The following is a 16,379-nucleotide window of genomic DNA, read 5'->3' on the forward strand; positions in this document are numbered from 1 at the left end:
CTCGGGTTGGAAGGCGACGGGCCGTATTCGAGGCGGCGAGCGCCGTCCGGAAGACCAGACACAACTGTTATACCGACTGGTATCCCACCTCGCGGGAGATGACACGCTCGACGTCGACCCGGACGTTCCAGGACTGGTCGAGGAGGGGGCCGTCGTGAAGCGTCGCCCGCTCGCGGACCTCGCGGCCGCCGTCGACGACGGCGACGTGGTGGCACTCGGCGGCAAGACGCTCCACCGCGCGCCGATGGCGTTCGTCCGGGAACTCGCCCGGCGCGACGTGAGCGACCTGACGCTGATGGGGCTCGCCAACTCGATGGACGTGGACCTCCTCTGTGGGACGGGACAGGCCACGGCGGTCCACTACGGCTACGTCGGGTTCGAGGCGCTCGGCCTCGCGCCCAACTTCCGCCGGCGCGTCGAGGCGGATGAGGTCGACGCGCGCGAAGGGACCTGTTACACGGTCGCGACGATGCTCCGCGGCGCGAAACAGGGGTTCCTTTCCTCCCCGTCGCCGGCCTGGAGGGGAGCGACCTGCTGGACGTGAGCGGGGAGTGGCTGACCGAGACGACGGGGCCGTTCACCGGCGAACGGACGGCGGCCGTGCGGACGGTGACGCCCGACGTCGGCGTCGTCCACGCCACCGAGGCCGACGAAGAGGGGAACGTCCGCTACGACGGCGCGGACCTGACCGAGAGCCTCGTCGCGAAGGCGGCGGACCGGGTGTTCGTCACCGCCGAGCGGATCGTCGACACCGAGACGTTCGCCGCGGACCCGGCGGCGACGGACGTCCCGGGGTTTCTCGTCGACGGCGTCGCCGAGGTCCCCTACGGCGCACACCCCTGTAGCAGTCCGGGGACGTACGACTACGACGCCGACCACCTCCGCGAGTATCTCAACCGATCGAAATCGGGGGCGTTCGAAGCGTATCTGTCGGCGTATCTCGGCGACGGCGAGGCCGACTACCGGGAACGCGCACTCGACGGTCGGGCCGACGCCCTCGCGTGGACGCCGGAGGTGGCGTAGGTGGCCGCAACCGACCCCGCGCCGGCGACCGACGTCACGGTGGCCGAGGTGATGTGTGCGGCCATCGCCCGCCGGCTCGCGTCCGTCGAGACGGCGTTTCAGGGGTTCGCATCGCCGTTGCCGACGGTGGCGTTGCGGATGGCCCACGAACGGGACGGCGTGACCCACCTCAGCGCGTCGGGTGCGGTGAACGGCCGGCCGGAGACGGCCCCGCTCTCGACGGAGGACCAGCGACTACTGGCGGGGTCGACGGCGCAGTTCACCTCGCCGGAGGCGTTCGATCTGGCCGCGCGCGGCGGCGTCGACGTGATGTTCGTCGGCAGTCCGCAGTTCGACCGCCGCGGGCGCATGAACGGCACCGTCGTCGGGTCGTGGGACGACCCCAAGGTGAAGTTCGGCGGCGGGGGCGGAAGCGGGTCGCTGTTACCCCTCGTCGAGGAGGCGTGGGCGTGGCGGACGGAACACACCGCCCGGTCGCTCCCCGAAGACGTGGACTTCGTGACCGCCGAGGGGAACCTGACGTATCTGGTGACGCCGCTCTGTGAGTTCGAACGACTCGACGGCGAACTTCGGGTCGTCTCGCTACATCCGGGCGTCTCGCGGACGACGGTGCGGGAGCGAACGGGATGGGATGTGACGTTCGCGGACGACCGGCGGACAGTCGGAGATGACCGGCGGACAGTCGGAGATGACCGGCGGACGCCCCGACCGACCGACGAGGAACTGCGACTGCTGGAGGACGTCGATCCGAAACGGGTGCGTCGGTCGGGCTTTACCGACCTCGAACCGCTGTAAGCGGGGACCCGTCGGGGAGTTCAGACGACGTCGTCCTCGTGGAACCGCTCGATTTCGTCCCTCGAATAACCGAGTTCGGCGAGGATTTCGTCGGTGTGTTCGCCCAAGAGCGGCGGGTGTGAGCGAACCGTCGCGGGCGTCCGCGAGAAATGCATCGGGACGCCGGGCATCTCGACGGTGCCGGCGGTCGGATGGTCGACTTTTGCACGCATCCCGCGGGCGCGGACCTGCGGGTGGTCGAAGACGTCTTCCATGTCGTTGATGGGCGTCGCGGGCACGTCGTACTCCTGCATCAATGCGACGATCTCGTCGGTCTCGTACGCGGCGATTTCGGCTTCGAGCATCGGATCGAGGACGTCCCGGTGTTCGACGCGGTCGGAGTTGGTCGCGAATCGCTCGTCGTCGACGAGGTCCTCGCGGTCAAGTGCGGCACAGAAGTCGGGCCACATGTGTTCCGAGGGGACGGCGACGACGGCGTAGCCGTCCTGCGTCTCGAACACCTGATACGGAGTGATGTTGTTGTGCTTGCCGCCCTGTCGCCCCGGCGAGTCACCGGTGGCGAAGTACGCCTCGGCCATGTAGGTGTCGAGGGCGACGGCCGAGTCGAGGAGGCTGAGGTCGAGTTTCTGTCCCTCCCCGTCGCCGAGTTCGCGGTCGAGGAGCGCCGCCAGTACGGACTGGGTGGCGTACAGCCCCGTCGCGAGGTCGGCGATGGCGACGCCGACGCGGACGGGGTCGCCGTCGGGATCACCGGTGTAGCTCATGATACCGCTCTCGCCCTGGATGACGAGGTCGTACGCCGGCCGGTCCTTGTCGGGACCCCACTCGCCGTAGCCCGTGATCGAACAGTAGACGAGGCCGGGGTTCTCGGCGCGCAGCTCGTCGTAGCCGAGCCCCCACTCCTCCATCTTCCCGACCCGGAAGTTGTTGAGGAGGACGTCGGCCTCGGCGGCGAGTTCGCGAAACAGGTCGCGCCCCTCCTCGCTGGCGAGGTTGAGGGTGAACGAGCGCTTGTTCCGGTTGATGCTGAGGTAGTAGGCGGCCTCCTCGCTGTCGCCGTAGGCGGGCGGCGTCCACCCGCGCGTCTGGTCGCCCGTATCGGGGCGTTCGACCTTGACGACCTCCGCGCCGAGGTCGCCGAGCTGCATCCCGCAGAACGGCCCCGCGAGGACTCGCGAGGCGTCGAGGACGGTCACGCCGTCGAGGGGGCCCGTCTCCCCGCTCGGCTCCCTGGCTTCGCCGGTCATCGCTGCTCCCGTCGCGTCGGTCCGGTATCGTCGCGCGATTCCATGTGCCTTCGAATCTCGCACCGCAAAAGAACCTTTCCACGCCGTCGCGGGCGTGCTTGAGAGGATTTATCACCCACAGTACCCCACCCTCAGACGATGTTGTCCGCGATGGAGACGGTCGAACTGAACGAGGAACAGCGGATGGTCAGAGACGCCGTTCGCGAGGTCTGTGAGGACTTCGACGCCGAGTACTGGCGCGAGAAAGACGAAAACGAGGAGTATCCACACGAGTTCGTCGACACGCTGGCCGACCACGGCTGGATGGGCGCGCTCGTCCCCGAGGAGTACGGCGGTGCGGGGATGGGAACGGCCGAAGCCGTCGTCATCATGGAGGAGATCGCCGCCAGCGGCGGCGGATTCAGCGCGGCACAGGCCGTCCACGGCGGTATCTACAACTCGCCGACCATCGTCAACCACGCCTCCGAGGAACTCAAAGAGGAGGTGCTTCCGAAGGTCGCTACAGGTGAGAAGTCCATCCAGTCGATGGCGCTGACGGAGCCGAACGCGGGGTCCGACTCCACGTCCATCGAGACGTTCGCCGAGCGAGACGGCGACGAATACGTCATCGACGGCCAGAAGATCTGGATCTCTCGCGTCGACGCCACGGACTACGTCCTCGTCATCGCGCGGACGACGCCCAAAGAGGAGGTCGAAAAGCGCACCCACGGGATCTCGATGTTCCTCGTGGACAAGGAGCGAGCGCTCGACTCCGGCGGGATGGAGATGCGAAAGATACCCAAGACGGTGAGCGGCCCGGTCCACTCCTACGAACTGTTCTTCGAGGGCCTGCGCGTGCCCGAGGACCGCCTCGTCGGCGAGGAGGGAGAGGGGTTCTATCAGGTCCTCGACGGACTGAACGAGGAGCGACTCGTCATCGCGGCCGAGTGTGTCGGCCTCGGCGAGGCGGCCCTGGAGGCGGGCATCGACTACGCCAACGAACGCGAGGTGTTCGGGCGCGCGATCGGCAAGAACCAGGCCATCCAGCACCCCCTCGCGGAGGCGTACGCGCGGGTGATGGCAGCGAAACACGTCACCTACAACGCAGCGTCGAAGGCCGGTACGTCCCGGCGCGAACTGGGGGCTGAAGCCAACATGGCGAAGTACCTCTCGGCGGACGCGGCGTTCGAAGCGGCCGACGCCGCGGTACAGACACACGGCGGGTTCGGCGTGGCCCGTGAGTACGACGTCGAACGCTACATGCGCGAGGCCCGTCTGACTCGGCTCGTCCCCATCGCACAGGAGCTCGTCCTCAACTACCTCGGCGAGAACGTTCTCGGTCTCCCCCGATCGTACTGACGCCCACCGCTGACGACGCGAGCGCCGTTACATGTTTGTTCTATCATGGGGGGATATGGCATATATCGTATAATGATAGCCATTAACGTGGAGAAAGGCGACCCCCTACATTTATAATAAGTTTGGCACAACGGACAGTCGTCCGCGGCCCATCCCTTTCCCCACAGGAGGCACCCCATCCCTTCGCAGGCCAGGACACTCTTGGCCTGTCGGGCCGTTGGGCACCCTTTCGTCACGACTCACTGCTTCCGGTGTGGACCGGCGATGCTCACCCGCGCACGCTCGTCGCGAGATAGGAGATCCACGACGGATATCTGATCCACCGCCAGAGCCTGTGACCGACCGTCCACTCGCACCGGCGACAGGCGAGAAACGGCTCGTCGGCGGAGCGGCGGACGGTGGACTGGCAGTCGGGACAGACGCCGGCGTTCCGGGTGGTGGTGTAGTAGTCGCTCTTTCGCGCCCGGAAGAAGACGCAGTCGTCGCCCGTCGAGACGGCGCGATAGGCGTAGGCGTCGTCCTCGAACGTCTCGTACATCCCCTCGTTTCGGGGGCGCGCGAGCGAGTCCGGAACGGCCGCCCGCACGCTCTCCGGCGGGTCGGCTACCCGTTCCATGCCCGCCGCCCGGGCGCGCTCTTCCTCGTACTCGCGCCGTTTCGCTAGCCAGTCCGACATCGGTCACCCCGTGTGAACATCCGTCACGGCGGGGCGGAGATACAAAACTCTATACCCGACGCACGTCGGAGACGGCGGCCGCATCGCGGACCCCTACGAAGCAGTAGTTGCCAGTACGGTTTCTTTATTCGGAGTCAAGGTCGAAACAGCGGCTCGATACACACCGAACTCTGATCGCGTCTGGCTGCCAACGCGGGCTTTCTGGCCCTCGGTGCTGGTTTCGTCCCTTCGGCAGAAGGACGCGAGACACCGGAAGACATGCAGCGGACCAGTAACGGCAGCACAAGAAGTCTACGGAACGGATCTGCCGGGACGCGAGATCAGGGAGTGAGAACGATTTTGCCGAGGAAACTCTCCTCCACGACCGCCCGATGGGCCGCAGCGGCGTCCTCTAACGGATAGGTGCGGTCGATGACCACCTCGAGTCGGTCCTCCGCCACGAGTCGTCCGAGACGGGCGAGAATGGGTCCGATATCCGGGGCGTCCGGGTGGGTAGCGAGATTCGACATGCTCATCATGTGAATGTCGAGTTCCTTCGACCGCGCCGCCGAGACGTCCGAAAGTGTCGCCTCTCCACCCGCGATGACGGACACGTCTCCGCCAAACGCCGCGAGTTCGACGTCCATCTCGAAGTAGGTTCCGGCCATGGAGTCGAGAACGAGGTCCGCACCCCCGTCGCCTCGACAGCCGCCTCGGTCAGATCATCACGCGTGTAGTCGAGCACCGTCTCGGCGCCCAGCTTTCGAACCGCGTCGTGGTACTCCGGACGTGCCGTCGAGACAGATGTGGCTCCCAGCGCGTCAGCGAGGCCGATAGCCACGTGACCCACGCCACCGTTGCCCCCGTGTATGAACGCCGTCGCGCCCGGCTCGAGGCGGGCGTGGTGGACCATCGCCCGCCAGGCAGTGACACCGACGAGGGCGACGGCAGCGCCCTCTTCGAAGTCTACACCTTCGGGCAGGGGAGCGAGCAGGTCAGTCGGGACGACCGCGAAGTCGGCAAAGGACCCGCCCGCGAACCGCCCCACGTGCAAGCCGGTCGCGAAGACGCGGTCACCCTCCTCGTAGGCGTCGACGTCGGTCCCAACCGCGGTGACGACCCCGGCGATGTCCGACCCGGTGGTTTTCGGCACCCTCGGCGCCCCCTGCTCGCGGAGTACCGCGTCTACGGGGTTAATACTCGCCGCACGCATCTCGACGAGTACCTCGTCGCGCGCCGGTTCAGGACGCTCGAGTTCGTCGACGCGAAGAACGTCCGGGCCACCGCCATCGTGATATCGAATTGCTCTCACACCCCGTTACACAACGATAAGTGAAATAAGGATGCCGGACCGTCTTTCTCTCTGCCACCCTCGTCTGCTGCATATGCTCCCTTCGACGCGCCCTCCGCTAATACCGTCTAGTAGTGACGGGGAAACGGTAACTTCGCTGTTCTACTCGCCGATTCAGCCGCGTTAGTACCTCTCTGAATAAAGAGATCGCGCTGGCAACCACTGGAAGCGATCGGGGGCGTCGCTCCGAGCCGAATCGGGCAGAAGAAGCGGGTCGTAACGCGGCGGCGGAGCGCGGCGACTCGGTGGTCGTCGACGGATCGAAACATGCCCGGGGTGGGCTCCGAACCCACGATCTCCGCATAACCCAGGAATCGAGGCTCGGCGGGCCTCGAAGGGGCGGAGGCTTCCAAGGCGGTACCGCACCGAAGCTCGAATACCCTATGAGTGCGGCGCTATGTCCAGCTAAGCCACCCGGGCTCGTCTCTTCGTAGCCGGATGTTCACCTTTAAGCTTCCCATATCGACCGACGGGACCCACCGGATTTATGGCTGAACACGGGGACACCCAACGCATGGACCTGCCGGACATCGTCCAGTCGACCCTCGGAGACGAGTCGGTCGCGGCCCGGGTGAGCCTCGGCGGCGAGGACGCGCTCTTCGTGACCCCGACGCGGACCGTCGTCTACCGGTCGGAGGGACTGCTCTCGGACGAATCGGTCGACGAGTACCCCCACGGAGCCGAGCGAATCGAGGTGTCGGAGGGGCGACGCAAGTCGAAGGTGACGCTCGACTACGGCCTCGACGGCGAGAAGACGTTCGCCGTCCCGACGGCCCGTCTCGACCAGGCGCTCCACCCGGTGCTCGCGGGCGTCCTCAACGCCACGGGGATCACCGACCGCGGCGAGACGGTCAAACAGACCTTCCGCTTCAGCGAACTCACCGTCGTCATCACGAGTTCGCGGCTGGTGCGCCACATCGGCGAGGCCGTCTGGGACGAGGAGTACGACGAGTACCACTACGACGACGTGACGGACCTCGACTTCGAGGAAGGCAGCGTCGCGACGTCGGTCGTCGTCACCGTCGACGGCGGGCAGGAGCGCTTCAAAGCGCCGAACGACCAGGCGCGGGCGGTGCGTGAGGGACTCGTCTCGGCGCTGTGTGCCTACCACGACGTCGACGGTCTGGAGGCGTTCCGCGAGAAGATGACGCCGGACGACGACGGCGAGACCGAGGCGAAAGACAACGTCTCCTTCGGCGACGGACCCGATCCGCTCTCGACGGGGACGCCGGAGACGGACGACCCCCTCGTGGCGTCGAACGGCGACGAGAAGGTCGATTCGTCGGAGACGGGAGTCGCCGCCGAGAAGGTCGATTCGCCGGAGACGGGGGTCGCCGCCGAGAAGAGCGACCCGCCGGAGAGGCGGGCGACCACCGACGAGGGGTTCGCCGGATCGGGGTTCGAATCCGCCGGCGTCGTCGACGACGAGGTGGCAGCGGAACTCGCTCGCCTCCGGCAGGCCGTCGAGACGCAGAGCCGGCAACTCGAACGACAGGAGCAGGTCATCGAGCGGTTGATTGAGGAACTCCGGCAAGGCCGATAGTCGCTAGCTCGACCGGCAATCCCGCCGGGAGAGTCGCGAAGCTCCGACATCGGGTCGGTCTGCTACTCCCGTCCCATCACTTTCCGGACGCATGACGGCCCGAACGGGCCGAGTTCACCGGCGTCGAACCGGACGAAATGCCCGGTCGAGAGGCCGGCCCCGCACCGTCGGCAGTCGAACTCCCCTCTTTCCGTATTACCTGTCGCTCGAAGGCGACGTAGTCGCCCCGGCGGACGCGGAGGCGGCCGTCCTCCCGATCGACGATACCCCGCAGTTCCGCGGTGTCGAGGATTTCGCGGACGAGTCCGGGGTCGGTCGTCACCGTCTCGATGCGGTCGACGGCGTCCGAAAGCGGGAGCTCCTCCCGTTCGACGTGGGCGAGCAGCTCCAGCGCGAGTTCGCGTTTGCGTTCCCGTGCGTCCGTCACGGACGGGGGTTCGGAGCCGACGAGCAAGAATGTGGAGGAAACGCAAGCGGTTTGCACCCCGAGGACGGAGAGCGCCCATGGACCGCCGGAGGCGACTGGCCGTCAGTTCGGCGCTGGTCGGCGCGATCGCGGCACTGGGGTGGGTCGTCTCGCCCGACGCCGCCCTCTCGCGGTTGTCGTGGATCGCCGCCGATCCCCTTCGGTTGGCGGTCGCGCTCTGCGTGCTGGCGCTGGTCCGCCCACTGTTCGCGTGGCCGACGACGCTCATCGCCGTCGCGGCCGGCTACGGGTTCGGCCTCGCCGCGATCCCGTTTGCGCTCGCGCTCATCGTCCTCACGAGCGTCCCGCCGTTCCTGTTCGCCCATCGGCTCCGCGACGGCCGCCTCGCGTCGATCGGCGAACGCTTCGTCGACGAGACGGGCGATCTGCGCGGCGTCACCGCGAGTCGCCTGATGCCGGCCCCGTCGGACGTGGTGTCGGCGGGGGCCGGCGTCGCCGGCGTCTCGCCCGGCGCGTTCGTCGTCGGGACGGCGATCGGCGAACTCCCGTGGGCCGTCGCGGGCGTCGTCGCCGGTGACTCGCTCGGGGCGTTGACCGCGGGCGCACTCGGGGACGCGATCGACGTGCGACTCGTCGCCGTCGCCGGAATCGCCGCCGTCGTCCTCCTCGCCGCCCCCGTCTATCGGCAGACGAACTCGTCGCTATTCGAGTAAGTTCTCGCCCGTCATCGCCGCCGGCTTCTCGATGCCGACGAGCGCCAACAGGGTCGGCGCGACGTCACAGAGCGACCCGCCCTCGCGGACGCGCTTGCCGCCGTCGCCCCCGTCGGGCGCGAGATAGACGAACGGCACCGGGTTGTACGTGTGGGCCGTGTGCGGGTTCTCGGGCGTCCCCATGTCGTCGGCGTTGCCGTGATCGGCGGTGAGGAGGACGTGCCCGCCCGCCGTTCGAATCGCGTCGACGAGGCGGCCGAGTTGGGCGTCGACCGCCTCGACGGCGTCGACGGCCGCCGCGAAGTCGCCCGTGTGCCCGACCATGTCGGGGTTGGCGTAGTTCAACACCAACACGTCCGGGTCGTCGGATTCGATGACGTCGATGGCGGCGTCGGTCACCTCGGGGGCGCTCATCTCGGGGCGCAGGTCGTAGGTCGGCACGTCGGGACTCTCGACGATGCGCCGGATTTCGCCCGCGAACTCGACCTCGCGGCCGCCGTTGAGGAAGTAGGTGACGTGGGCGTACTTCTCGGACTCGGCGAGGCGGAGTTGGGTCTTGCCCGCCGCTGCCAACACCTCGCCCAGCGTCTCCGTCGGCTGATTCGGCGGGAACGCCACGGGCAGGTCGAACGTCTTGTCGTACTCGGTCATCGTGACGAGTTCGATCTCCGGGGGCCGTCTCGAACGGCCACTCGGGGTCGACGTCGGCGAGCATCCGCACGAGTTGGCGCGCCCGATCCGCCCGGAAGTTGAAGAAGACGACGGCGTCGCCGTCGGCGAGGGCGGGCCGGTCGGCCACGAGCGTCGGTTCGACGAACTCGTCGGTGTCGCCGCGGTCGTAGGACTCCTCGACGGCCGCGACGGAAGATCCCGTCGCGTGCGGGGCCTCGCGGGCGACGATGGCGTCGTAGGCCCGCTTCGTCCGCGCCCAGTTCTCGTCGCGGTCCATCGCGTAATATCGCCCCGTGACCGTCGCCACGTGGCCCGTTCCTTCCGCTTCGACGACCGACTCCAGGTCGGCGAGGTAATCCGCACCGGCTTTCGGCGGGGTGTCGCGGCCGTCGGTGAAGGCGTGAGTCACCGCCTCGACGCCGCGGTCCGCCGCGAGCGAGATCAGGGCGTGGAGGTGGCGCTGATGGGAGTGGACGCCGCCGTCGCTGACGAGGCCCAACAGGTGGACGCGGCCGCCGCTCGCCTCGGCGTGCGAGAGGGCGCGGTCGATGGCGTCGTTGCCGGCGAACGAGCCGTCGTCGATGGCGTCGTCGATTCGGGTGTACGCCTGCTTGACGACGCGACCGCCCCCGATGTTGAGGTGGCCGACTTCGCTGTTGCCCATCTGTCCGTCGGGGAGGCCGACCCGCCGCCCCGTCGCGTCGAGCGTTCCGGAGGCACCCGTCCGGGTGAAGCGGTCGAAGTTCGGCGTCTCCGCGGCGTCGACGGCGTCGCGACCCTCGCCGCCGTCGAGCCCCCACCCGTCGAGGATGACCAGCGCGGCTTCCATGTCGGACGCGAGGCCGCGTGGCGTTAACTGCCTGTCGACTCTCGACAGCTTTTACCCCCGGCCCGCCGACGGTGCGAGCGATGGAGTCACCGATCCCCGAGCGGTACGTCCAGTACTACCTCGGCAACGGCCCCAGTCTCGTCACCTTTCTCGTCCTCGACGGGGCCGCCTTCCTCGTGGGCGTGAGTTTCTACGTCCACTCGGACCCCTCGCTCGCCGACCTCCCGACGTTTCTCTACCCCCTGTTCGGCGACTCGCCGACCGCGCTGGCGCTGGCGGCGCTCTCGCTCGCGACGCTCCTCCCCAACCTCGGCCGACGCGTCCGCGACGCGCCACAGAACCGTCCGCTGGCGTATCTGCATACGCTCACGTTCGTCTGGCTGGTGAAGTACGGCCTCTGGACGCCTCTCGCGCTGAACCTCCACCCCGAACTCTACGTCGGCTTCACCGTCGACGCCCTCTGGAACTACTGGGGCATCGTCCTCACCCACCTCGGCTTCCTCGTGCAGGCGGCCCTCGTCCCCCACTACGGCCGGACGACGCGCGGCGCGCTCGTCTTCGCGCTCGCGCTCTCGCTCGTCAACGACGCCTTCGACTACGGCCTGGGCTACTACCCGCCGCTCCGATACGAGCCCGGCGTCGTCCTCGTCGTCGCGACGCTCGCGATCTCGGCTCTCTCGGTGGGGCTCGCCGCCCGCGCGTTCGACCGCCTCGACGCTCGATCGCGGGAGGGGTCGGACACGTAGCCCTTTTGCGGTTCGGGCGTTTACCTCACGTGTATGGACTCGGCGGTACTACTCGACCTCCTCGGAAACGAAAACCGCCGGCGCATCCTCAGGCTACTGGCCCGCAAGCCGTGTTACGTCACGGAGATCAGCGAGTATCTGGGCGTCAGTCCGAAAGCGGTCATCGACCACCTCCGGAAACTCGAAGAGGCGGGGCTGGTCGAGAGCCACACGGACGACCAGCGCCGCAAATACTTCCACATCGCGCGGAATCTCCGGCTAGAGGTGAGCGTCTCGCCGCACGGCTTCGGGGCCAAGAGCGCCTACCCCGCCAATCCGGACCTCGATATGGCCCACCACTGTCAGCATCTCACCGTCGAGGACTTCCGGACGAACGCGGACGACGTCTCCGACCTCGCGGCGGCGTTCGACCGCCTGCAAGACCTCGAAAACGAACTCTCGCTCGCCCAGCGGTGGGTCTACGGCCGGATCATGGAGGTGCTCGACCGCCTCGACGAACACATGGGGACGGACGTCGACAGTCGCTTCCACGCCGAAGTCCTCGGCGCGGTGGCGACGGGCGCGAAGGCGACCGCCGACGTCGCCGACGAGGTGGACGCGTCGGTCGACACCGTCCAGACCGCCCTCCAACATCTCGCCGACCGGGGGCTCGTGACCCGCGACGGCGACGGCTGGGTCGTCAGCTGAGGTCGCGCGTCAGGCCGTCTCTGAGATCGCGGCCGAAGTAGTGACCGGCGAGCGACACCAGCGCGCCAGTCGTCGCCCCGACGCCGGCGATCTCGACGCCGTACTGCGCGACGACCGGGAAGAGCGGCGTCGCCAGGCTGCTGAGAACGAAGCCGAGCCCCGAGGCGAGACCGCCGGCGACGCCGGCCTCGACGTATCGGCGGCCGTCGGCCAGCAGTCCGGCGGCGAACGCGACGACGAACAGGCCGACGAACCGACCGACCAGTCCGACCACCGGGATCGACCCGCCGACGACGAGGGCGACGAGCGACGCCACGAGGACGAGGAGGAACGCCCTGACGGAGAACCACCCGCCGAGACGCCCGCTCGACTCGTCCGCGGTCGACCTTCGAAGTGTCATACCTGCACTGTGGCCCGTGAGGGGAAGTCGCTTGCGTCACACCAGCCTTTATCTGCCGGGTGGGCGAACGACGGGGGATGACCGAGACGACCGTCCGCGAGGCGTTTCCGGCGATCGCGGAGATCACGGACGACGAACTGCGCTCGGGCGTCCTGCGCGCGTGGGCGGAGTCGCTCGACGAGACGGGACACGACCTGTTCGAAGTGCCGTGGTTCCCGCCGGTACAGACCGAACTCGACCTGCCCGACGAGCGGCTGGTGCCACACGTCAACGACGTCGTGGCGTCGGCAGTGGCGATCGCGGAGCGCCTCCGCGACGCCCGCGGGAGCGACGTCTCGATCGACCTCGTCAGAGCGGGGGCGCTCGTCCACGACGTCAGCAAACTCTACGAGTTCGACACGGACGGGGAGACGGCCGTCCACGACGCCCTCGGCCACCCGCACTACGGCGTCGTGCCGGCGGCGCGAGCGGAGTTGCCGGCCGAGGTGCTCAACGTCGTGCTGTCGCATTCGAACCGGACGTCGGTCGAACCGTCGACGCTGGAGGCGGTGATCGTAAAGCGGGCGGACCAGGTTGCGGCCGCGGCCATCCGCGCCGAGGCGCGAGACGATCCGCGGGAGGTTTGAGTCGGATCGACCGGCTAGTCGAGTTTGCCGAGGGCTTCGAAGAAATCCGAAGAGGGGCCGGCGATGCGAAGCGGGCTGTCGGCCGTCGAGACGCGAACCTCGGTCGGCGGCGACAGTTCCCTGACGAGGCGGCCGTCGCTGACGACCACCGCGCTGTCGGCGTCGGTGAGGGTGACCGACACCTCGCTCCCCTCGCCGACGACCAGCGGCGGCATACCGCCGGTCGCGCACATCTCGGTGACGACGAGGCCGTCGACGTCGGGCGTGATCAGCGGACCCTTCTCGCTGAGGTTGTAGGCGGTGCTGCCCGTCGGCGTCGCCACGAGGACGCCGTCGGCGTGGCTCCCCGAGTAGAGCGACCCGTCGACGCGGATCTCGACGCCGACGCCGCCGCCGTGGCCGCGGTACGGGCCCTGGATGACGACTTCGTTCGTCGCGGGCTCGCTCGTCCAGCCGTCGCCGCTCGCGGCGAGTCGGGGGCCTCGCGGGCGTCGAGTTCGCCGGCGCGAAAGTCAGCCACCGCGTCGAGGACGGCCGCCACCGCCTCGTCGGGACCGACGGCGTTCAGAAAGCCGACTTCGCCGAGGTTGACGCCGAGGATCGGGGTGCCGTTGGCCCCGCGGGCGGCAAAGAGGAAGGTGCCGTCGCCGCCGATGCTGACGATGAGGTCGCAGGCGTCGAACGCGTCGAGAGGCGTGCCCGCCACGTCGATGGTTTCGGCGGTCGCCGCGTCGACGGTGACGTCCACGCCCGTTTCGCGGAGTCGCGTTCGCAGCGTCGCCGCGAGAAACGCCGCGCGGCTGTTGCCCTTCTGCGCGACGAGCCCTACGTTCATACGCTCCCGTTTCACCCGGGGGAACGAAAAGCCCACTGTACGGACAACATTCATGTCGGCACAGGGCGGAGATTCGAGCGTGGCGAATCGCACGTGTCGATCGGGCGGGCGCGACCGACGTAGCTCGGACAGGTACGAATGAGCGACGAAAACGGAGACGAGGACGACTGGTTCGAGCGAGCGCTTCGGGAGATGGAGGACGAGGCGGAAGAGCCCGAAGCGCCCGCGACCGAGCCAGCCGAATCCGAAGCGGAGCCGGAACCCGAAACGGAGTCAGCCGAACCGGAAGAAGAGGCCGTCGAACCGGAAGAAGAGACCGCCGAACCGGAGGAAGCGGAGCCCGGTGCAGGCGGTGCGGCGAGAGAATCCGAGGAGAGCGAGAGGGCACCCTTCGAAGAGGATTTCGCGTCGGCCTTCGAGAGCGCCCCGGGCCCGGATTTCGGCGGCGAGGGCGGCGAGGAGGAAGGAGGTTTCGGCGGCGAGGACTTCGGCTTCGGCGGCGAAGGGGGCTTCGGCGGCGAAGAGGGCTTCGGCTTCGGACCTGGCCCGGGAGCCGGTAGCGAACAGACGTTCGACGAGGAGGAGGCCGAGTTCGAGTCGGAGATCGACCGCATCAAACTCGGCATCGAGGGACTGGACCAGATGATCCTCGGCGGCGTTCCCGAGCGGTCGCTGCTGGTCGCCATCGGAAGCGCGGGGACCGGGAAGACGACGTTCGCACTCCAGTTCCTCCACAAGGCGCTGACGGACGGGGAACGCGCAGTCTACCTCACGCTGGAGGAGAGCCGCGAGGCCATCCTCGAAACCGCCACGGAGAAAGGCTGGGAGTTCCGCGAGTTCACCGACCAGGGCCAGCTAGCGGTCGTTCACCTCGATCCGATCGAGATGGCGAACAGCCTCGCCAACATCAGAAACGACCTGCCCCGACTCGTCAAGGAGTTCGACGCCGACCGACTCGTCCTCGATTCGGTGTCGCTCCTGGAGATGATGTACGACCGCGCGTCGGAACGCCGGACCGAGGTGTTCGAGTTCACCCAGGCGCTGAAGGAGGCTGGCGTCACGACCATGGTGACGAGCGAGGCCAGCCAGGAAACACCGTACAACTCCCGGTACGGCATCATCGAATATCTCTCCGATGCGGTGTTCGTCCTCCAGTACGTCCGTCCCTCCGACTTCCGCGAGACGCGTCTCGCGGTCGAAATACAGAAGATACGCGACGCGAACCACTCCCGGGAGACCAAGCCCTACGAGATCACGGACGAGGGCATCAGCGTCTACCGACAGGCGAACATCTTCTAGTCGTCGGCCGGCGGTGCGTCGGGCCGGACTGCGGGGTCGAACGACTCGAAGTGAACGACCTCCTCGACCGGGCGACGGAGCTTTCGCGGGCGTTCCAGATCGGGGGCGTCCTCGGCGGGGTAGCCCAGCGTGACGAGCATCACGGGCTCGTACTCCTCGCTCACGTCGAACGCCTCGCGGAGGTCCTCGGCGTCGAACCCACCCATCGGACAGGAGGCGATCTCGCGGTTCCACGCCGCGTGCATCAGCGTCATCGCCGCGAGCGTCGAACTCTGTCGGGTCCAGCGGCGGCGGGCCTCGCGGGGACCCTCGGCCCGGCGTTCGATGGTCTCCAATTGGGACTCGACGGCGTCCTCATCGGGAAGATACCCCTTCTCGAATTTGTCCCGGGCGATCCGTTCGGCGTGTGCCGACGGGTCGAGGTTCCCGAGAACGACGACGACCGCCGCCGCGTCGGTGACGTGTTCCTGCCCGTGAGCGACTTCCCGGAGCCTGCGCTTGGATTCCTCGTCGCGGAGGACCAGAAACTCCCACGGCTGGAGGTTGTAGGAGGAGGGGGCGAACGTCGCCTGTTCGAGTAGCTCGCGGAGCACGTCGTCGTCGATGTCGTCGTCCGCGTACTGGTGGACCGACCGTCGCGTCTCGATGACGTCGTCGAACTGCATTCGACTACGCTCGGGCGTCCAATCGGATGAACGACTCGGATTCGGACGACCGTTCCGATGTGGGCGACGGACTAGCGGACGACGGTGACCGGAACGGGCGAGCGCCGGACGGCGTGTTCGGCGACGCTTCCGAGGAGGACCCGCGAGACGCCGGTTCGGCCGTGGCTCCCGATGACGACGTGGTCGACGTCCGCCGCTTCGGCCACGTCGACGATCGTCCGGGACGGACGGCCGACTTCGACGCGCGTCTCGGCGTCCCGTCCCATGGCCTCGCGGGCCTGGGCGAAGAGTTTCTCCGCGTTCGACTTCGCCTGCTCGTACCACTCCTCGGAGCCACTCGGCAGGACGCTCGGACTGTACCCGGCCTCGACGGGGTCGATGACGTGCAGGAGGACGAACTCGGCGTCCGGCCACTCATCGGCGGCGAACTGGAGGGCCTTCTCGGCCTGGGGAGAGTCGTCGATCGGGACGAGAACGCGCGGAGGCATACGACACTGTAGACGGCGCGGACGTAAAATTCTACCACCG

16 protein-coding genes, 1 tRNA gene and 4 pseudogenes are annotated in these 16,379 nt (G+C 68.0%); 10 read left to right on the forward strand and 11 right to left on the reverse strand.

Annotation, left to right across the window (positions count from 1 at the left end):
* Positions 1 to 154: 154 nt before the first annotated feature.
* From ACFQJD_RS12040 to ACFQJD_RS12050, 3 genes are read left to right on the forward strand one after another with little or no spacing between them, the layout of a single operon-like run.
* A complete protein-coding gene (locus tag ACFQJD_RS12040; RefSeq protein WP_379798505.1) occupies positions 155 to 544 on the forward strand; it encodes a CoA-transferase in 390 nt (129 codons plus the stop codon).
* Positions 541 to 1,023 (forward strand): CoA-transferase, encoded by a 483-nt coding sequence (locus ACFQJD_RS12045; RefSeq protein WP_379798507.1) that lies wholly within the window; start codon positions 541 to 543, stop codon positions 1,021 to 1,023. The genes ACFQJD_RS12040 and ACFQJD_RS12045 overlap by 4 nt, the downstream gene beginning before the upstream one ends.
* On the forward strand, positions 1,024 to 1,818 hold the full coding sequence (locus ACFQJD_RS12050) for a hypothetical protein (protein ID WP_379798509.1): 795 nt from the start codon (positions 1,024 to 1,026) through the stop codon (positions 1,816 to 1,818). It abuts the gene before it with no gap.
* Between the two features lie 20 nt (positions 1,819 to 1,838).
* Here the strand turns inward: ACFQJD_RS12050 and ACFQJD_RS12055 are convergent, their stop codons facing one another.
* Positions 1,839 to 3,065, reverse strand: coding sequence for a CaiB/BaiF CoA transferase family protein (locus ACFQJD_RS12055; RefSeq protein ID WP_379798510.1), 1,227 nt, complete (start codon positions 3,063 to 3,065; stop codon positions 1,839 to 1,841).
* Between the two features lie 138 nt (positions 3,066 to 3,203).
* Here ACFQJD_RS12055 and ACFQJD_RS12060 point away from each other — a divergent pair, with 138 nt between their 5' ends.
* A complete protein-coding gene (locus tag ACFQJD_RS12060; RefSeq protein ID WP_379798512.1) occupies positions 3,204 to 4,403 on the forward strand; it encodes an acyl-CoA dehydrogenase family protein in 1,200 nt (399 codons plus the stop codon).
* A 268-nt stretch (positions 4,404 to 4,671) separates the two neighbouring features.
* On the opposite strand, the gene ACFQJD_RS12065 is transcribed toward ACFQJD_RS12060, so the two are convergent.
* From ACFQJD_RS12065 to ACFQJD_RS12080, 4 genes and pseudogenes are all read right to left on the reverse strand, one after another.
* Positions 4,672 to 5,079 carry a hypothetical protein gene (locus ACFQJD_RS12065; protein ID WP_379798514.1) on the reverse strand — a complete coding sequence of 136 codons (408 nt, stop codon included), beginning with the start codon at positions 5,077 to 5,079 and terminating at the stop codon, positions 4,672 to 4,674.
* 320 nt (positions 5,080 to 5,399) lie between these two features.
* Positions 5,400 to 5,726, reverse strand: coding sequence for a zinc-binding dehydrogenase (locus ACFQJD_RS12070; protein ID WP_379798515.1), 327 nt, complete (start codon positions 5,724 to 5,726; stop codon positions 5,400 to 5,402).
* 365 nt (positions 5,727 to 6,091) lie between these two features.
* Positions 6,092 to 6,271: pseudogene (locus ACFQJD_RS12075) on the reverse strand (alcohol dehydrogenase catalytic domain-containing protein); the annotation flags it as partial.
* Between the two features lie 406 nt (positions 6,272 to 6,677).
* Positions 6,678 to 6,829, reverse strand: a tRNA-Met gene (locus ACFQJD_RS12080).
* A gap of 94 nt (positions 6,830 to 6,923) precedes the next feature.
* On the opposite strand from ACFQJD_RS12080, the gene ACFQJD_RS12085 reads away from it, so the two are divergent.
* The gene (locus ACFQJD_RS12085) at positions 6,924 to 7,952 is read left to right on the forward strand and encodes a DUF7115 domain-containing protein (protein WP_379798517.1); all 1,029 of its coding nucleotides are present in this window, start codon (positions 6,924 to 6,926) and stop codon (positions 7,950 to 7,952) included.
* A 62-nt stretch (positions 7,953 to 8,014) separates the two neighbouring features.
* On the opposite strand, the pseudogene ACFQJD_RS12090 reads toward ACFQJD_RS12085, so the two are convergent.
* Positions 8,015 to 8,379, reverse strand: a pseudogene (locus tag ACFQJD_RS12090) (DUF5830 family protein).
* Positions 8,380 to 8,456: 77 nt separating this feature from the next.
* Here ACFQJD_RS12090 and ACFQJD_RS12095 point away from each other — a divergent pair.
* Complete coding sequence (locus tag ACFQJD_RS12095) at positions 8,457 to 9,092, forward strand: TVP38/TMEM64 family protein (protein WP_379798519.1); 636 nt, start codon at positions 8,457 to 8,459, stop codon at positions 9,090 to 9,092.
* Here ACFQJD_RS12095 and gpmI read toward each other — a convergent pair.
* A pseudogene (gpmI, locus tag ACFQJD_RS12100) lies at positions 9,081 to 10,593 on the reverse strand (2,3-bisphosphoglycerate-independent phosphoglycerate mutase). The gene ACFQJD_RS12095 and the pseudogene gpmI overlap by 12 nt on opposite strands.
* 80 nt (positions 10,594 to 10,673) lie before the next feature.
* Here gpmI and ACFQJD_RS12105 point away from each other — a divergent pair.
* Together ACFQJD_RS12105 and ACFQJD_RS12110 are read left to right on the forward strand one after the other, a co-directional pair.
* On the forward strand, positions 10,674 to 11,339 hold the full coding sequence (locus ACFQJD_RS12105) for a DUF1405 domain-containing protein (RefSeq protein WP_379798521.1): 666 nt from the start codon (positions 10,674 to 10,676) through the stop codon (positions 11,337 to 11,339).
* 33 nt (positions 11,340 to 11,372) lie between these two features.
* A complete protein-coding gene (locus tag ACFQJD_RS12110) occupies positions 11,373 to 12,026 on the forward strand; it encodes an ArsR/SmtB family transcription factor (protein ID WP_379798523.1) in 654 nt (217 codons plus the stop codon).
* Here ACFQJD_RS12110 and ACFQJD_RS12115 read toward each other — a convergent pair.
* Positions 12,019 to 12,426 (reverse strand): hypothetical protein, encoded by a 408-nt coding sequence (locus tag ACFQJD_RS12115; protein ID WP_379798525.1) that lies wholly within the window; start codon positions 12,424 to 12,426, stop codon positions 12,019 to 12,021. The two genes, ACFQJD_RS12110 and ACFQJD_RS12115, sit on opposite strands and share 8 nt — an antisense overlap.
* Before the next feature lie 77 nt (positions 12,427 to 12,503).
* Between ACFQJD_RS12115 and ACFQJD_RS12120 the strand changes: the two genes are divergently transcribed.
* Positions 12,504 to 13,052 (forward strand): HD domain-containing protein, encoded by a 549-nt coding sequence (locus tag ACFQJD_RS12120; RefSeq protein WP_379798527.1) that lies wholly within the window; start codon positions 12,504 to 12,506, stop codon positions 13,050 to 13,052.
* Between the two features lie 14 nt (positions 13,053 to 13,066).
* Here the strand turns inward: ACFQJD_RS12120 and ACFQJD_RS12125 are convergent.
* Positions 13,067 to 13,887, reverse strand: a pseudogene (locus ACFQJD_RS12125) (NAD(+)/NADH kinase).
* A 138-nt stretch (positions 13,888 to 14,025) separates the two neighbouring features.
* Between ACFQJD_RS12125 and ACFQJD_RS12130 the strand changes: the two are divergent.
* On the forward strand, positions 14,026 to 15,186 hold the full coding sequence (locus tag ACFQJD_RS12130; RefSeq protein WP_379798529.1) for a KaiC domain-containing protein: 1,161 nt from the start codon (positions 14,026 to 14,028) through the stop codon (positions 15,184 to 15,186).
* Here ACFQJD_RS12130 and ACFQJD_RS12135 read toward each other — a convergent pair.
* Positions 15,183 to 15,851 (reverse strand): nitroreductase family protein, encoded by a 669-nt coding sequence (locus tag ACFQJD_RS12135; protein WP_379798531.1) that lies wholly within the window; start codon positions 15,849 to 15,851, stop codon positions 15,183 to 15,185. The genes ACFQJD_RS12130 and ACFQJD_RS12135 overlap by 4 nt on opposite strands.
* A 71-nt stretch (positions 15,852 to 15,922) precedes the next feature.
* On the reverse strand, positions 15,923 to 16,339 hold the full coding sequence (locus ACFQJD_RS12140) for a universal stress protein (RefSeq protein ID WP_379798533.1): 417 nt from the start codon (positions 16,337 to 16,339) through the stop codon (positions 15,923 to 15,925).
* Positions 16,340 to 16,379 lie beyond the last annotated feature (40 nt).

Source organism: Haloplanus sp. GCM10025708, from assembly GCF_042663985.1.
Lineage (GTDB): Archaea > Halobacteriota > Halobacteria > Halobacteriales > Haloferacaceae > Salinirarus > Salinirarus marinus.

Coding starts and splice junctions, on each gene's coding strand:
- ACFQJD_RS12140 (WP_379798533.1), bottom strand. CDS start 16,339: ATGCCTCCGCGCGTTCTCGTCCCGATCGACGACTCTCCCCAGGCCGAG.
- ACFQJD_RS12120 (WP_379798527.1), top strand. CDS start 12,504: ATGACCGAGACGACCGTCCGCGAGGCGTTTCCGGCGATCGCGGAGATC.
- ACFQJD_RS12065 (WP_379798514.1), bottom strand. CDS start 5,079: ATGTCGGACTGGCTAGCGAAACGGCGCGAGTACGAGGAAGAGCGCGCC.
- ACFQJD_RS12115 (WP_379798525.1), bottom strand. CDS start 12,426: ATGACACTTCGAAGGTCGACCGCGGACGAGTCGAGCGGGCGTCTCGGC.
- ACFQJD_RS12130 (WP_379798529.1), top strand. CDS start 14,026: ATGAGCGACGAAAACGGAGACGAGGACGACTGGTTCGAGCGAGCGCTT.
- ACFQJD_RS12060 (WP_379798512.1), top strand. CDS start 3,204: ATGTTGTCCGCGATGGAGACGGTCGAACTGAACGAGGAACAGCGGATG.
- ACFQJD_RS12110 (WP_379798523.1), top strand. CDS start 11,373: ATGGACTCGGCGGTACTACTCGACCTCCTCGGAAACGAAAACCGCCGG.
- ACFQJD_RS12055 (WP_379798510.1), bottom strand. CDS start 3,065: ATGACCGGCGAAGCCAGGGAGCCGAGCGGGGAGACGGGCCCCCTCGAC.
- ACFQJD_RS12105 (WP_379798521.1), top strand. CDS start 10,674: ATGGAGTCACCGATCCCCGAGCGGTACGTCCAGTACTACCTCGGCAAC.
- ACFQJD_RS12070 (WP_379798515.1), bottom strand. CDS start 5,726: ATGGCCGGAACCTACTTCGAGATGGACGTCGAACTCGCGGCGTTTGGC.
- ACFQJD_RS12135 (WP_379798531.1), bottom strand. CDS start 15,851: ATGCAGTTCGACGACGTCATCGAGACGCGACGGTCGGTCCACCAGTAC.
- ACFQJD_RS12085 (WP_379798517.1), top strand. CDS start 6,924: ATGGACCTGCCGGACATCGTCCAGTCGACCCTCGGAGACGAGTCGGTC.
- ACFQJD_RS12095 (WP_379798519.1), top strand. CDS start 8,457: ATGGACCGCCGGAGGCGACTGGCCGTCAGTTCGGCGCTGGTCGGCGCG.